Here is a 15,099-nt window from a genome sequence, read left to right on the forward strand (position 1 = left end):
GCTTAGCGGAGCAACATTATGAACTACGCAGTCATCAAGACTGGCGGCAAGCAGTACCGCGTGAAGTCCGGCGACGTGATCAACGTCGAAAAACTCGCCGGTGAAGCGGGCGATACGGTCAAGCTCGAGGACGTCCTCATGCTTGGCGGCGACGATGTCAAAATCGGCGCACCGCTCATCGAAGGCGCTTCGGTTGAGGCCGAGATCCTCGAGCAGGCACGCGACAAGAAGATCATCGTCTTCAAGAAACGCCGCCGCCAGAACTACCGCCGCAAAAAGGGCCATCGTCAGGAGATGACGGTCCTCAAGATCAACACCATCAACGGCTAAGGAGCCTAGAGGACCATGGCACATAAAAAAGCAGGTGGCTCGTCCAGGAACGGCCGCGACTCAGAAGGCCGGCGCCTTGGCGTCAAGAAGTATGGCGGCGAATCCGTCATCCCCGGCAACATCATCGTCCGCCAGCGCGGCACGAAGATCTTCCCGGGCGACAATGTCGGCCTCGGCAAGGACCACACGATCTTCGCCAAGATCGCAGGCAACGTGAAGTTCCGCACCATCAAGGACGACCGCAAGGTCGTCTCGGTCGAGCCTCTCAAAGCCGCCGAGTAACAAAGCGCATCGGTCCCGTCCTCCCGGCCGAAGCGCGTCAGCGCTGAAGAGCCGGGACCCATGGACCGATCGCCAGCAGCCCTCGCTGCGCCGGTGTCGATCTTCATCCATGGATCCCGGATAAGTCCTTCGGCCTTTCCGGGAAGACGCTGGAAAAGACGATGCCCCACACGATCAGAACCCAACGCCTTCTGATGCGCCCGCCGTCGCCCCGCGATGCGCGGGTTTTCTCTTTGGTGCTCAATGACTGGCGGGTCGTCGCCAACACCGGCACCTGGCCCTATCCCCTGACCAAGGAGCGGGCAGCCTTCCGCCTTCGCTATGCGCAGGGGATGAAGCCCCTCGAGGATCACGTGTTCGCCCTTTTCCATGGGGGCGCCTTCATCGGCACCTGCGGCATCCATAGGGAGCGTGGCCCTGTCTACTCTATCGGCTACATGCTGGGGGTGGATTACTGGGGCAAAGGCTTTGCCACAGAGGCGTTGCGCGCTGTCTGCGACTTTGGCTGGCGGATCTGCCGGGCCGAGCGCATCGCGGGCGATGCCTTCATCTCCAACCCCGCCTCCTGCCGCGTCATGCAGAAGGTCGGGATGGGTTTTGTCAGGTCAGAGCCCGGCTGGTCCGCAGCAAGGGGTGCGTACCTGCCCATGAACCGCTATGAAATGACGCGTACGGAGTTCCGGCCATGAAGTTTCTCGACCGCACCAAGATCTATGTGAAGGCAGGCGATGGCGGCAATGGCGCGCACTCCTTCCGGCGTGAGAAGTATGTCGAGTTCGGCGGCCCCGATGGCGGTGATGGCGGCAAGGGTGGCCACGTCATTGCGCGGGCCACGGATGATCTCAACACGCTCATCGACTACCGCTACCAGCAGCACTTCAAGGCCCAGAACGGCAAAGGCGGGCAGGGGCGCCAGAAAACCGGCGCAGGCGGCGACGACATCATCGTCCTCGTTCCAACGGGTACGGAGATTTACGAGGAAGACGAAGACACGCTGATCGCTGACCTCGACAAACCCGGGAAGGAAGTCCTCCTTGCCAAAGGCGGCAATGGCGGCTGGGGCAACCTCCGCTTCAAGACCTCCACGAACCAGGCCCCGACCCGCGCGAACCCCGGCCATCCGGGGGAAGAGCGCACCGTCTGGCTGCGCCTCAAGCTCCTCGCGGATGCAGGCCTTGTGGGCCTTCCCAATGCGGGCAAGTCGACTTTCCTCTCGGTGGTCTCGGCCGCGAAGCCGAAGATCGCCGATTATCCGTTCACGACCCTTGCGCCCCAGCTCGGCGTCGTGAGGCTCGGCCCCGGCCAGAGCTTCGTCCTCGCCGACATCCCCGGCCTCATCGAAGGCGCCCATCAGGGCGCAGGGATCGGTGACCGGTTCCTCGGACATGTGGAGCGCTGCGCCGTCCTCATCCACCTCATTGATGCGGGTGCGGAGGATGTCATCGAAAGCCACCGGGTCATCAGGGGCGAACTCGAAGCCTACGGCCACGGTCTCTCGGAGAAGCCTGAGATCCTCGTCCTCTCCAAATCCGACACGGTGGCGGACGAAGACCTTGAAGAAAAGCGCAAAGCCCTGGAAGCCCACGCAGGAAAAGACGTCCACGTCATTTCCGCCGCCACCCAGTCCGGCCTCGACCCCGTCCTCACGAAGGCCCTCGACGCCTGCGAGCACCTCAAGCCCTCGCAGATGAAACCCGAAGAGCCGTCTACGGACGAAGACGAACCCTGGCGACCGGACCTTTAGCCGAAAGGGCAAAGACAGCTCTCCTGATTGTGCTTTCGGGTACGGCGTGAAAGGTTTCTCTCTTTCAGGAGGGAGCAACTATGAAAACGCGTTCGATCGACCCGACCCCTTCGCTTGAGCATTTCGGCCTCAGCCATGCCGTTGAGGTCTCAGGCGGTGCGAGAACTCTTTACCTTTCAGGCCAGACGTCGACCGGTCCTGAGGGAGAGCCGCTTCATCCCGGTGATCTCGTGGCGCAGTTCAAGCTGGCATGGAGCAATCTGAAGGATACGCTGTCAGCCGCAGATATGGGTCCCATAAATGTGGTCCGCCTGAACATCTACACGACCGATGTTCAGGGCTTCATGGCGAAAGCGGAGGAGTTGGTGCCGATCTGGGCCGCGGACGGTATCCGGCCGAGCTGTACGCTTCTCGAAGTTTCGGCACTCTTTGACCCAACCCTGTTGGTCGAACTGGAAGCAACCGCAGTCGGAGACTGACTTATCCCCCTCGCGTGCTGGCGCTGTAGAGTTGATCGGTCTCCTGAAGATCGCGGGCCTGACCGGTCGTTCCGCTCATGGCTTCAGGAGCGGTGCCGATGGCGCGCGAGGCGTAACGACCCCCGTGCGTTGCCCGAGAGTTTGAAGTGCTTAGCCGCCGGGTCTCAAAGCCCCACGGACATGGCCTCTCGCATAAAGCACCGCCGGGCGCGGCCTTGTGCTGCGCATACAAACTATCAGCTTACGCACGGCCAAGGCTGCGCCCGGGCTCCCGCAACGCTTCGGAACCGCCTACGGGCGGGTATCTGTGCTGGGACGAGCCCTCAAACAGGCACTTCCGGCGAGAACTGCCCCTGCTTCCGGTAGCGGAAGAGGTAGGTCGGCAGGACCGCGTCGAGGGTCTCTGGCGTGATGCCGAGATCGTCGAAGGTCTTCACGCCCTCGCCGACGATGTTGTCGCGCTTGAGCATCTTGACCTGATCTTCCGTAATCGGAGCTTGGATGATCGGCAGCTTGGAGACGAGGTCGCCCATCTGGCCCATCGGCTTCGCTGCGAAGAACGGGACCGGGACCAGCGGACGGCGGCGGTCGACGATCTTGAGCATCAGCTCGAGGCATTCCTTGAAGGTCAGGACCTCAGGGCCGCCAAGCTCATAGGCGCCGCCGGTCTCGGCCTCGCCGTCGATCAGGCGGGCGATCGCGTCGGCGATGTCGTCCACATAGACCGGCTGGAACTTCGTCTTGCCGCCACCGATCAGGGGCAGGGCAGGGGCCATGCGGGCCATCTCGGCAAAGCGGTTGAAGAAGTCATCCTGCGGACCGAACACGATTGAGGGGCGGACCACGGTGACCTTGTCGCCAAGGTGCTCGCGCATCGCGGCCTCGCCCTCGGCCTTGGTGCGGGCATAGACGCTTTCACTCTCCGCGTCGGCGCCGATGGCGGAGACGTGGACGACATTGTCGATACCCCCACGGGCGCATTCCCGGGCGATATGCTCGGCGCCGTCGGCCTGCACCGCCTGGAACTTTTGCTTGCCGCCCTCGGCGAGGATGCCGACCAGGTTCACGCAGGCATCAGCCCCAGCCAGCGCATCGGAGACCGAGGTGCGGTAGCGCACGTTCGACTGGAAGAGCTGGATCTGCCCAACCGCGCCCATGGGCTGGAGGAACACTGCGTCATGGGGCCTGCGCACAGCGGCGCGTACCCTGTGCCCGCGCTTCGCCAGCTCGCGCACCACATGCCGGCCGAGGAAGCCCGACGCCCCAAAGACAGTGACCAGTTTCGACATGTTCAGCCTCGTTTCCTTGCGTCTCACAGCGTGAGGATCGCCTATCAGCCCCGCCCGTTAGGACAAGCCCGCTCTTTTGCCCAGAGGGCATGAATGCTTCTTGACGCGAGCCTCACCAGAAAGGTATGGCGCGCCCTCCACCTGCCCAGGTGGCGGAATTGGTAGACGCGCCAGCTTCAGGTGCTGGTGTCCGTATGGACGTGGAGGTTCGAGTCCTCTTCTGGGCACCATTCCTGGTCAAAACTGGGCACTTCGAGCCCGCTCCCGCTTGGCGCAGTCGCTTTGGCGAGTATGGCGGCGTTGGGGCCTTGGATCGTGATGGCTTCCTTGGACACGGATACATCGGAGACGAGCGTCCTGAGATAGGCGCGGCGGAAGCTTGGGTCGGCTTGGTCTGTGAGGCGGGTTCGGGCGGCTTTGGCGAAGGCTTCGATCTTCGCGCTTGAGAGCGCTGCCAGCGGGGCTTGAGTCGCCGCTTCGATCCTCGCGAGCTGATGGTTGATGCGGGCGATCGCATCTTTGCCGCTGTCGATCTTTCCACGGAGAACCGTGTCGAGTTCGAGCGCGCCCTCGGCGAGGAGGTCGTAGAGCCGCTGGAGCTTTCGGGTCTCGGCGGCCTTGCGGTTCCTGAGGTCACGGATGGCGGCAGCCTGATCGCCGCGCCTGTCCTGAAGCCGCTTGATTAGTAGAGGAAGCATCTCGCTGAGGCGCGAAGGGGCAAGGGCTTCGTCGAGAACAGCCTCGGTCACAGCGCTGTCGAGGGCCGCTTCGGGGACAGACACGCCATCGCAGCGGGCCTTGCCGCTATCGAGCTTGCGGGCGCATTTATAGTAGCGGTAGCGGCCTGCCTTGCCCGTCGCGATCCGCAAGGGCCCTCCGCATGCCGAGCATGTAGCGAGGCCCGTTAGGAGTACCTTGCTGGTCGTCACCCGGGGCGGGGTCTTGAGCGGGTGCTGGCGTTCAAGCTTCTCTGCAGCCTTGGCAAAGACCTGCGGTTCGATGATCGCGGGGACATCCATCTTCACCCAGTCCGCAGACGGGCGAAGCGCGCCGGTCTTGGCGCAGGCGCGGCCGAACCAGTATTCGCCGATATAGGTCTCGTTACGGAGGATTTTGGTGATGAACTGCTTGGTGAAGGCGGTCCCGCGCCGCGTCTTGAGCCCAAGCCTGCCGAGCTGTCCTGCAATAGCCGTGACGCCGATCGGCCCTTTCCGGCCATCGCCGGTGACGTAAAGCGCGAAGATGAGCTTCACGATCTCGGCTTCTGCCGGGTCGATCTCCAGCTTCTTCTTTTGCTTCTTGCCCCGGGTCTCGGCGACGTGAGTCCGGTAGCCCAATGGCGGCTGGCTCCCGTTCCAGAAGCCCTGACGGGCATTCTCCAGCATGGCGCGGGTGGTGTGCTTGGAGGTCTCCCGGCTCTGGTGCTCATCGAACATCCCGATCATGGCCCGCATCATCGGAGCGGTCTCGGCATCACCGAAGTCCTGGCTGATCGAGACGAGCTTGACGCCCGCTTTTTGCAAGGCGCGTTCGTGGATCAGGAGGTCGGTCAGGGATCGCGCAAAGCGGGACTGCGAATGAACGACGATGACGTCGAAGGGGCGCGGTGTGCCCTTCGCGGACCCTAGCATCGCCTGAAGCTCAGGCCGGTTGTCCGTGGTCGCACTGTAGCCGCGATCAACGAATTCCGCTTCGCCGCTCCAGCCTTTGGCACGAATATAGTCCTGGCACCTCGCAATCTGATCGGGGATCGAAAGCTCCGCTTCGGCCTGCTGGCCCGTGGACACCCTCGCATAGATCACCGCGCGCATGGTCTTTGTCCCTCGTCATTGTCGTTGGCTGCCAGAAGCTCAGCGATCAAGTCTGCAGCATGGGATTCGAACAGCGCAAGCTCCTCGACTGTGATGTGCGGCGGGAAGGATCCTTCGAAGCGAACAGAAGGCGCGTTGTCGTTAGCGGCAGGCTGCATGGTCTTGCTCATCGCTTGACCTCCAGCGCATCCATCTTGGCCCGGACGTCGGCGTCCCAGAGAGGCCCAGGACAATTGTCGTTGGCGCGCCTCAAAAGGAGCGCGAGGGCATCGTCCGTGCTCAGGATGTGATCACCACCCTCCAAAAGGCTGGCTTCCGCTGCAAAGCGCTTGAGATAGCCGAGGATCGCGAGGGCGGAGCGCTCATGGACTACCGCCAAGCTGTCGGGCCATCGCTCCTGTGGCGTCTCGATATCGAAGCCTGCGAAGCTCCGTGAGCGTTCGATGAGATTACGCCAGAGGAGGTGGAGGGGCCAGCGGGAGCGGTTCTGGTCATCGCAGGGCTGCCTCAGGCTCGTGTGATCCGATGCGAGGCTCACGAGAACGCCGGAAAGCCTGGCCCCGAGATCGTGAAAGCTGTCGATACCCCGTTCCTTCAAGGCCTCACGCCGAAGCTGCCATTCGATGCGCCAGACATCGTCCTTGATACCCCAAAGTGGGTGGAACCACGTCTTGCTGCTAGCCTCGACGATCTCGGCGCTCTTGTCATAAACGCGGAGCTGGAGGTCGCCCGAGCCAAGATGCATCGTCTGGACCTGGCCTGAGCGCCGGAAGCGTTTGTCCCGCCGCAGCCGCGTCACGAAGTGATCGAGGCAAAAGTCCATCACCGGGAGGTGCGTGTCGAAGGCGACATCGACGCGGCTCACCCGATCAGGCCCCAAGGGTGTCATGCCAAGGGCTCCGCACCAGTCCCGAACGCTCTGCACCAAGGCGACTGACCCAAAGTGCCAAAGGGCTTCGGAGCGGAACTCCACAAAGAGGGCCGGGCTCATCCGCTCCGCGAGCTTCAGGGTGAAGTGCGGATGCTCGAAGACATGGGCGTAGGGGAACTGCCCTGACGGCAGGAGGCCTAGCTCCAGCCCGCCGAGGGTCATGCGGTGGACTGAGCGTTTCGGGTCATCGCGAAGAAGCTGCTTGAGGTAATCAAGCTCGGCAAAGTCGATGGCGCTTGGCCGGGGGTCGACGTCGAAGCTTAGATAGAGGCTGTCGATGCCGGAGATCAGAGGGCGGAAGGTGTCGTTCACGGTTCTCTCCTTATGAAACGAGATCACGGGAGAGGCGCTTCGCTTTGCTACGCGCCACGTGTTGGGCGTCAACCGGGTCCCTCGTACTGCCCTTAAGGGCACTTACCGAAGGTTCATCTTGGCCCTTAAGGGACATGCGTCTTTTTGATCTGGGTAGGACCCGTAATGAGGCGGCCCGGTTCTTGATGGCAAGGTCACCAGCAGGGGGTAAGGTTGGTGTGTAGACTGACATATCGGCTCCGTGATCGGGAGCGTCAGTCACCAATGAGTCGGTATACGGAAATACACCCGAACATGCAGGTCATTTGAACGAAGGTTATGGGTGAAGTGTAGGTGAGATGCAGGAAGCGGCTTCCAAAGCCGCTTCAGCTCGAACGGCGTGACGTCCACGAGGGATAACGAGTTGCGCGATGCCCTTTCTTTCCCTGGTGAGCTACTCGCTGCGAAGCTGCAGCCTCAAGGGAACCCCGGCTGCGCCGTGGCGGCCCTTCCGGGCCGCCCTTGACCCTGCACCTTCAGAGCGAGGGAAGGGCTGCCATACGGCTTGCTACGCAAGCCGCCTTGGCGAAGGCGACGGGATCAGACCCGGCTGAACCCCTGCTCTGAGCCCCCTGAGAACGCTCAAGCGGAGCCCATGTCGGTGGAGGCCCCCGTGTTACTGATCACGGGGGCCTAGGGATCGAGAGATTAGAGCCAGATGCTCCTCAGCGGGCCTGCACCAGGTATCGCATCGTCACTTCGCTACTGCGCCTCCGGGATACTACATTCTGGCGGTCATCGCCGAGCGTTTCCCCGCAGTAGGCTAATGCTCAGCGCGCGTCCCAGCAGATGGCAGCGATGCTGAGCCTTAAGCCGTCCGAGGAGCTTGAAGCGCCCGTCGCGAGCCAAGTCTTGCTTGCAAGCTCGGCTTCAGCGGAGTGCCTCCGGAGGGCGGCTATACCTGAACAGACGTTTGAGGCTCGTGAGATGAACCTGCGGCTTGGTACTAAGGCGCAAGGCAGCATGACGAAGCTGATTGATGGCCTGCTGAAACGCGGTGGGGAGAGAGGAAGCAGACGGTCCATGTCCATCACTATAAACACTGCACCGATGCGAGGACCCAAGTTGCGGCGACGATCAACATTCAGGGCCCTTGGGAGGGGCAGAGCGAGAATGGAGGACAACTACATGAACCCCAAGCTCTCTGTTACCAGCCCAGCCTACAGGCTGAACCTGACCCTGCGCTGCGGAGAAAAGAACCGGCAGGGTGCGCAATGGCAAGCCCCAGCGATGCGCGGACGGAAAAGGTGTCGGCTGCACGGAGGAAAGGCTACGGATTCGACAAAAAGGTGAGGGTAACGCGATGAGAAGTTCTACTCGGGTCTCTGGCCCGGGCTGACACACACTCGGACACCATTAAAAGAGCAATTGCACCCGGGTTCTGGAAACAATACTTCAAAATGATCGTTCGTGAGTTAGGTCTCAGGCTATGTACCTGCCATTTTGGCTCTAAGTGCACTAACGAATCAACATCTACGGGCCAAATTCCAAGGAAAGGTTATCCAGGCACCGCACTCTCAGGCGCCCTAAGCCGGTCGCTTTTCCTATGTCGGTTTGGCAAGTAAATTTGACTGTTGTCTCTCGAGAAAAGAGCGATCACTGAAAAACCTAGCCTAGCTCTAATCAAGCGCTTCGGATGCTCGAGTATCACAGGCATCTTTGGACGAAAACAAACCGATTCCATCGGCAGCAAAAATTCCAGTCACGAAGCCTGCAGGTTCAGAATTCCACACGACTATGGTTTGTACACCACGACAGAAGTCATACTCGTAAACTGTTAGATAGCCATCATTCGATCGCGCTGTGACTAACCAACCATCCGCAAGCACATTTGAGACGGTGAACTGTGTTTCCTTAACCGTCCAGTCTACGATCGATACATCAATTGGGATGCTAATCCGAGCATTCATTGCCGGGATGGTTAGGCATTTAATCTCCGAAGTTGAACATACATCGATCGGCCCAGAAATAGTATCAAATGAATATGTGTCTAAGCGCTCAACCGAACGCGCCTTAACATCGATAGCATATGATGTTTTACTGTCTGGCAAAACGGGAATGTATAAGTACTGACTTTCCGTGAGCTTCTCGTCGTGGGCGCACGAGCAAGCTAGGAAGGTCAGCAAGAGGACACTACTCCGCACTATGAATGAACGCATCTAAGTCACCAAGTTCCAATTCTGTATGCGGCGCCACGATACCCTTCGGAAATGACACCCAGACGTTTACCGGCCTCGCGGGACTCCACATCATTCTGGTATTCTGCCCGCTTGAATGCAAGCTTCTGCGCGAGAAAAGGCTCTGCCAGTGCGCGTGCCCGCCGATTTCGATCCGATGCGGTAAAGTGGTATACCTCATGAATAACTATGTGAGCTGATAGATCAGAGGGCGAAAACTTGACATTGCCTTCAGAAGCGGCCTTGGCGACAGCATCAACTCCTCCCTTCCATACGTCTACTGAATTATCGGTACCAACGTTTGCCGTTGCATAACGCTGAGGATCTTTCGAATTGTGTGTCTTAGGACGGATATTAAACGCAGATATTTCCTCCCAAGCCGCAACCTCTTCCTCAGTGCCACCGTCCGCAATCGCTCCTCCAACAATCTTTATCTGCGCCTCAAGCTCGGCGACAGCGGCTTCCTCCTCAGGGGTGAGATCTTCGCGATCATGGATGTTTATCGTACAATCTTGGTAGCGCTCCGCACGAGTTCCACAAAGTCCCATTGGGTCTATTATTGTCGTGGGGCTGTTGAGTGCATACGAGTATCTATTGAAGTAAGCGGGCCCACCCGTGTCGAACTCAACCGGATCCTTTGCAAGAAACCTCCCAACCACTGGGTTGTAGTACCTCGCTTGCATGTAAGTGAGGCCAGTTGCGCTGTCGCGCACGTGACCAGTAAACGTCGGTCCGTTGTCGTTGGTCGGGCTCGATCCCGCCCAGACTTCGCCGTAGGGGGTGAGGGTCTCCTTAGCGATCACGTTCCCCTGGTCATCGGCCAGAACACTGTTCGAACCCAGATGATCCGCGTAGACATAAGTCACCTCACCATTGGTGATCCGCGCCAGTGATCGGCCAGCAACAGAAATATAGTCCGTTGCCTCATCAGGCTGCCCCGCCTCAACTTTCAACTTGTGCAGCAGCGCACCCGACGATCCGTAAACGAAATAGGTCGTCACACCACCCTCAACAGCTTTGATCCGCTTGAGATTGCCGTCGTAGGTATAGTTGGTGGTCGTCGAGCCGTCCTCGATCCTCTCGGCACGGAAGTTCCGGATGCTCACCGTTCCGTTGCCATCTAAGATTGCACGCCTGTAGACGCGCGGTCGTAGGAAGGTGTCGTTGCTGGTAGCTGTGTACTCAAGGGTATAGGTTCGCCATACACCATCTCCCTGAAGATCAACCATTTTGACCGCGGCATCTCTTTGTGCCTCTTCTTGGTAGTCGCCATCAAGACGTCTAATTAGAATCCCAATGTGCCGTCCCGTTTCTCCGGGGCGATCTTGCACTGTCCCGTCGGCTTTAATGTCGAGAGTCACACGATATCGTTCCCCCTCCTGCGCATGAATTACGTTTCGACTGACCACGGGAGCCCAAGATCGTGGAGCAATGTCGATCGACGCCACGCCATTCGCGAAGGTCCAGTCGGATGGGGGCCCAGAAGCTGGCATACCGCTACCCCATTTCGTGTATCCGGCACCGCCGAGGTCGATCGTACTTGGGATCACGCTCGAGACAATCGGCTGAGACCCGACCGTGACCTGCGTCGGTTGGTTCGCGAGATCGTAGACGAAGGTTCGCTTACCGTCCGAGAGGACGTTGCCTCGGCTATCGTAGCTCGAGTTCAGCCAGCCATCGTTCGTCGCGCTATCGCTGTAGCGTTCAAGCCGATTATTACTGTCATACTCGATATCGACAGTCCGACCGCCGAGCACCTTCTCCATGATGTTGCCCACTGGGTCATAAGAGAAAGAACCCGAACCCCACGGGCCCTGAGCCGTCTTGAGGCGCCCCATGCCGTCGTAGGAGAAGGTGCGATCGCCCTCGACGTCATCGTTGAAGTCGTTGATGCTCAGCACACGGCCAACATTGTCGTACGTGTAGCGAAGGTCGAACCCAGAGGAGTAGCTGATCTTCTCGACCTGTTGGCGGGCATTGATGTCCATGTTGAACACACTGCCATTGCCCAGATTCATCTGACTGAGCATGCCGTTGCGATGGTACGTCAGATTGGACGCGTAGCTGTCCGTCGTTCCCAGATTGGTCGCTGCTGTCGCTTGGCCCAGCGCGTTTGGATAGAACGCAACCCAGTCTCCGGTCACGAGCTTCCTTCGGTTGAGTTGTCCGCCGACTTGGTTGTTGTAGTCGGTCCTGAACGTTCTGCCTTCGTATCTAAGGGTCTCTTCGCGAAGGAGATCGGCATCCCCGAGATAGTCGTAGCGATAGCTCCAACGGCTTTGTGTCGAGCCCGACCCTCGGAACACTTCATACGGGTTGCCGTTGAGGTCATAGTCACGATTGATGTCAGGCGTGGAGCCCGGGAAATCGGTTATGTCCGGCTGTCCGAGAAGGGTGTAGCTCTGGTTGATCGTAGCGCCACTCGGCATCGAGCCGCAGCCCGATGTTTGTGGTTGGCCCTCAGCCCACTGAGTGAGTTCTCCCGCATGGTTATACCGGAAGAGCTTTGAACCCTGCTCCGGCGTGTGGTGCTGACAGAGACGCAGGCTGCCGTCATAGGAGTAGGTCTGGGTGAAGTCAGCCGAGAAGCCTCCGGAGTTACCGTACTGGCGAGCTGTGCGGATGTTCCCCCAGTCATCGTAGGCCATCACGGTGGTGCGCAGGTGCGTATGGCCCCCAGTCCACTCGTTGATATTGGTGACGTAGCCGTCGTTCGGGGATCCATACCCACTGCGGTGGATGTTTTTGTGGTGTCCCTCTGGATCAATGATCTGTGTTCGATGACCGTTCAGATAATTTGTCGTGGTCGTTGCGTACGGTGAAATGTTTTCTCGAACCTTGGTCACGCGACCAAGGGCGTCATAGGTCGTCTCGAACCCATCCTGTGGAGACCAGTCTGCCGACGGATGGCTTGTGAAGACAGGACGCCCCAATCCGTCATACGCGGTCCTCACAACGGATGCGGTCCCTGCTTGATCCGTATTGTCCCAGGAACGCGTGAGCCACGGGCGGAAGAACCCGTCATAGTAGATTTGACTATACCTGTCGCCTTGACGTTCTCTCTGATGGAAATTCGACGTTCCGACGTTCTGGTAGTCAATGATGCTGTCACCCCAACTTCCAGGCCGGTCGATTTTCGTCAGCCAGCCCATCGAGTTGTACTCGTAACTCACCACTGTGCCGACGGCATCAGTCTGGCTTGTGACCCATCCGTTATCATCGACGTCGCGGTGAACGGAGTTACCGTCATTCCGGTCAATGCGCTTTGGCAGCCCGCGCTTCCAGCTGTGATACTCTGTACGCCTATCAACACCGCCTGCGGCCAAGAAAAGTTCATGGTACCGAAGGGCGCCGGCTTGAACACCGCCTGAGTGATACCCAAACTGAGAGGAGAGGGTGCCGAATGCGAAATGGCGGTGGATCTTACCCTTAAAGCCAGTGTCGTACTCGAGTTCGTCAATCAGCTTTCCATCGATGGTGCGCTTCGTGAGCAACCTGATGATCCAGTCGGCGGGTTCAGCATCGAACTCTAAGTCGATGGTCCGTTGATCAGTCTGAAGATTGCTGGATTGAATGATCTTGTGTGGCTCGAAGTAGGCGTAGTTCGTGTTTGAGGGATTGAACTCGCGGAAGTACTCGGTCGTGTAGATATCTGCACCGCGCACGATGCGCACCTTTTGGGGAAGGTGTCGGAACTGAGTCGACAAAGGCGCACCATTGATGTCGACAACCTGCGTTTGGTGGCTGTCGTATTCGTCATAGTGAACGACCTCTAACGGTGTGGTGCTAGTGGCAGTCTCGTATCTCTCGATGCGGTCGATCTGGCCTTCGGAAGTCCCGGCCTGGACCCGGTTGATGTACGTGACGGTGCGGTGGCCCTCTGAGTCAATGACCGTGCGCTGAGTAAGGTCGGTGTTGACCGTCGCCCCCCATGCCCACTTCATTGTGGCGGAAGCGCGAGACCATTGGCCCGGCTCCTCGTGGTAGTTGTAGGTCCACTTGTCTGCAGTTGCGCCAGAGTGCGCGTAGAGCCGCTTCTCCGTGAGCGAGAGGCTGAAGAACTGCCAAGCGAATGGAGCTCCGTAGGAGCAAGCCGTAGCGCGGTTGGTTGCAGGGCCAGGGTCACCTGGCACATAGGGATAGGAAATCGGGTCTTCGACGATGTGACTGACCATACGGAGGTCAAATTCGCCGATTGCTCCGCTCGGATGACGTACACGGACTGGCCAGATCGCATTTTGCCCGGCCTGATCTGACTGTCTTTCCATCTCACATAGGTAGTGAGGATCCTCGTAAAGAGGGGCGACGTCTAGTTCCCAGTACGTGCTGTTCGGAAGCGTTACCCGATCAAGCTCGTCTGAGTTCGGTTTGTAGGCATAGGTCCATGTTCTGCCGTTTGCAGTGACCTGAGAGATGCGGCTGGTCTGGTACGTGATATCGATCTGGCGGCCATCATTGGCCACGATTTGAGTCACGCCAAAATTATTATACGTATACTGAACGGTGTTGCCGTATGCATCGGTGATCACGCTAGGCATGTAGTAGACAGTATCTGCGCGAACCCATGGCTCACCCTGCAGCAGCTTGTACTCAAATTGGCCTGCATAGCGACGGATTACCTGATCCAGCTTATACTTCACGCCCGTTGGTGAGATGGCTAGGTATCCGGTGCCCTCAGAGTGGTTGCCGGGCGCATATATCAGCCAATGGTCATTGGTTGCCATGAAACCGGGTGAAGATGCTCTTCCGGCACCAAGATCACTGGTCACGGATCCACCACCCGAAGTAACTTGCTGCCCGCTCAGATTCCTGACGGGCTTGATGCCCTGACCAGGGACGTTGAGCTTCATGCCGATGGAGACAATCTTGTTTGCTTCGTAGGAACCTGTCGTCGGAGCGTTGTGGTGCGTTACCAGCTGCCTGAATGCGATGAACGGAACATCGACGTCCCATGTGCCGAGAGGGCGGTTAGGATGTGCGTTCACTCCGCCTTCAAACCCATGACCGCGAGCTACCCGAGCAAATTCTACGGGCAGTCCGGAGTTTCCCGGGATCGAGACATCGACGTGCCGAAACGAGATCTGGCCAGTGTTCAGGTCGTACTGCTCACCCATCAGCCCCTGGCCCAGAGGAGCTAGTTCGCCCGTAATGCTAGACGGCGCAAAGTTGGCGAGCATTGTCGTGTGATCAAATGGCTCCGCATACGACTGCTGTGCCAGCGCCTGCGGGAGTGACAGTACCCACCACATTACCACTGTTGCTAGAAACCACCTGAACGCAACGAAAAAATTGTCGAAAATTTGAACAGTTCGCACTAGAAACTCACAAGCCAACTACAGTCGAAAGGATGCCTGAACAGCAGGCGGTTTCAACTCTTGTTGGCAGTGTAATTGCAGCTCACCCGCAGCGGTTTGTATGCGGGCTTTCTAGCCGAATCGGAAAGGCGTTGAGGCTCTTTGGTCGGACTGGCCTGAGCAGGTCGGGGCTCACCAAGCGACACTAACGACATCGCTCACCCAGCTCAACGCGTGTTCTTCGCGCCCGGACACCAGCATGTAGCCGTTAGCGCTCCACTGCGACTAGCCAGTGCCCATCTTTAGCCTCTTCGGTGCACCATTCGCCACTTTCAAAACCTCCGGGGAGGTTTTGAAAGTGGCGAATGCCCCGGCAGGGGCTGGCCTTTCTTCTCCGCTATGATGTCGCTG

At 59.0% G+C, this 15,099-nt stretch carries 12 protein-coding genes, 1 tRNA gene and 1 pseudogene; 8 read left to right on the plus strand and 6 right to left on the minus strand.

Annotation, left to right across the window (positions count from 1 at the left end):
• Window positions 1–18: 18 nt before the first annotated feature.
• The 5 genes from rplU (at window position 19) to HK107_RS06530 (ending at window position 2,835) form a co-directional block, all read left to right on the plus strand.
• A complete protein-coding gene (gene rplU / locus HK107_RS06510; protein WP_173197830.1) occupies window positions 19–330 on the plus strand; it encodes a 50S ribosomal protein L21 in 312 nt (103 codons plus the stop codon).
• A gap of 15 nt (window positions 331–345) precedes the next feature.
• The gene (rpmA, locus tag HK107_RS06515) at window positions 346–612 is read left to right on the plus strand and encodes a 50S ribosomal protein L27 (protein WP_173197831.1); all 267 of its coding nucleotides are present in this window, start codon (window positions 346–348) and stop codon (window positions 610–612) included.
• 194 nt (window positions 613–806) lie between these two features.
• Complete coding sequence (locus tag HK107_RS06520; protein WP_173197832.1) at window positions 807–1,301, plus strand: GNAT family N-acetyltransferase; 495 nt, start codon at window positions 807–809, stop codon at window positions 1,299–1,301.
• A complete protein-coding gene (obgE, locus tag HK107_RS06525) occupies window positions 1,298–2,356 on the plus strand; it encodes a GTPase ObgE (RefSeq protein WP_173197833.1) in 1,059 nt (352 codons plus the stop codon). The genes HK107_RS06520 and obgE overlap by 4 nt, the downstream gene beginning before the upstream one ends.
• An 80-nt stretch (window positions 2,357–2,436) precedes the next feature.
• A complete protein-coding gene (locus HK107_RS06530; protein ID WP_173197834.1) occupies window positions 2,437–2,835 on the plus strand; it encodes a RidA family protein in 399 nt (132 codons plus the stop codon).
• A gap of 323 nt (window positions 2,836–3,158) precedes the next feature.
• Here the strand turns inward: HK107_RS06530 and HK107_RS06535 are convergent, their stop codons facing one another.
• The gene (locus HK107_RS06535; protein ID WP_173197836.1) at window positions 3,159–4,124 is read right to left on the minus strand and encodes a complex I NDUFA9 subunit family protein; all 966 of its coding nucleotides are present in this window, start codon (window positions 4,122–4,124) and stop codon (window positions 3,159–3,161) included.
• Window positions 4,125–4,267: 143 nt separating this feature from the next.
• Between HK107_RS06535 and HK107_RS06540 the strand changes: the two genes are divergently transcribed.
• Together HK107_RS06540 and HK107_RS06545 are read left to right on the plus strand one after the other, a co-directional pair.
• A tRNA-Leu gene (locus HK107_RS06540) sits at window positions 4,268–4,354 on the plus strand.
• Between the two features lie 234 nt (window positions 4,355–4,588).
• Window positions 4,589–4,810, plus strand: a complete 222-nt coding sequence (locus HK107_RS06545) for a hypothetical protein (RefSeq protein WP_173197839.1) — start codon at window positions 4,589–4,591, stop codon at window positions 4,808–4,810.
• A 60-nt stretch (window positions 4,811–4,870) separates the two neighbouring features.
• Here the strand turns inward: HK107_RS06545 and HK107_RS16065 are convergent.
• The 3 genes and pseudogenes from HK107_RS16065 to HK107_RS06565 all read right to left on the minus strand — a co-directional run.
• Window positions 4,871–5,935: pseudogene (locus HK107_RS16065) on the minus strand (recombinase family protein); the annotation flags it as partial.
• Window positions 5,923–6,105, minus strand: a complete 183-nt coding sequence (locus tag HK107_RS06560) for a hypothetical protein (protein WP_173197841.1) — start codon at window positions 6,103–6,105, stop codon at window positions 5,923–5,925. The pseudogene HK107_RS16065 and the gene HK107_RS06560, both read right to left, overlap by 13 nt.
• Complete coding sequence (locus tag HK107_RS06565) at window positions 6,102–7,178, minus strand: hypothetical protein (protein ID WP_173197843.1); 1,077 nt, start codon at window positions 7,176–7,178, stop codon at window positions 6,102–6,104. Before HK107_RS06565 ends, HK107_RS06560 begins: the two co-directional genes overlap by 4 nt.
• Window positions 7,179–8,345: 1,167 nt before the next feature.
• Here HK107_RS06565 and HK107_RS16070 point away from each other — a divergent pair.
• Window positions 8,346–8,510, plus strand: a complete 165-nt coding sequence (locus tag HK107_RS16070; protein ID WP_408636659.1) for an HGGxSTG domain-containing protein — start codon at window positions 8,346–8,348, stop codon at window positions 8,508–8,510.
• 326 nt (window positions 8,511–8,836) lie between these two features.
• Here the strand turns inward: HK107_RS16070 and HK107_RS06570 are convergent, their stop codons facing one another.
• Window positions 8,837–9,343 carry a hypothetical protein gene (locus HK107_RS06570; protein ID WP_173197844.1) on the minus strand — a complete coding sequence of 169 codons (507 nt, stop codon included), beginning with the start codon at window positions 9,341–9,343 and terminating at the stop codon, window positions 8,837–8,839.
• Between the two features lie 38 nt (window positions 9,344–9,381).
• A complete protein-coding gene (locus HK107_RS06575; protein ID WP_173197845.1) occupies window positions 9,382–14,643 on the minus strand; it encodes an RHS repeat domain-containing protein in 5,262 nt (1,753 codons plus the stop codon).
• Between the last annotated feature and the right edge of the window lie 456 nt (window positions 14,644–15,099).

The sequence above is a fragment of the Parvularcula mediterranea genome (assembly GCF_013085255.1).
Classification (GTDB): domain Bacteria; phylum Pseudomonadota; class Alphaproteobacteria; order Caulobacterales; family Parvularculaceae; genus Parvularcula; species Parvularcula mediterranea.

What these genes read in the sequence shown, in the direction of transcription:
- rplU (WP_173197830.1), top strand. Translation starts at nt 19, where the DNA reads ATGAACTACGCAGTCATCAAGACTGGCGGCAAGCAGTACCGCGTGAAG.
- rpmA (WP_173197831.1), top strand. Translation starts at nt 346, where the DNA reads ATGGCACATAAAAAAGCAGGTGGCTCGTCCAGGAACGGCCGCGACTCA.
- HK107_RS06520 (WP_173197832.1), top strand. Translation starts at nt 807, where the DNA reads ATGCGCCCGCCGTCGCCCCGCGATGCGCGGGTTTTCTCTTTGGTGCTC.
- obgE (WP_173197833.1), top strand. Translation starts at nt 1,298, where the DNA reads ATGAAGTTTCTCGACCGCACCAAGATCTATGTGAAGGCAGGCGATGGC.
- HK107_RS06530 (WP_173197834.1), top strand. Translation starts at nt 2,437, where the DNA reads ATGAAAACGCGTTCGATCGACCCGACCCCTTCGCTTGAGCATTTCGGC.
- HK107_RS06535 (WP_173197836.1), bottom strand. Translation starts at nt 4,124, where the DNA reads ATGTCGAAACTGGTCACTGTCTTTGGGGCGTCGGGCTTCCTCGGCCGG.
- HK107_RS06560 (WP_173197841.1), bottom strand. Translation starts at nt 6,105, where the DNA reads ATGAGCAAGACCATGCAGCCTGCCGCTAACGACAACGCGCCTTCTGTT.
- HK107_RS16070 (WP_408636659.1), top strand. Translation starts at nt 8,346, where the DNA reads ATGAACCCCAAGCTCTCTGTTACCAGCCCAGCCTACAGGCTGAACCTG.
- HK107_RS06575 (WP_173197845.1), bottom strand. Translation starts at nt 14,643, where the DNA reads ATGTGGTGGGTACTGTCACTCCCGCAGGCGCTGGCACAGCAGTCGTAT.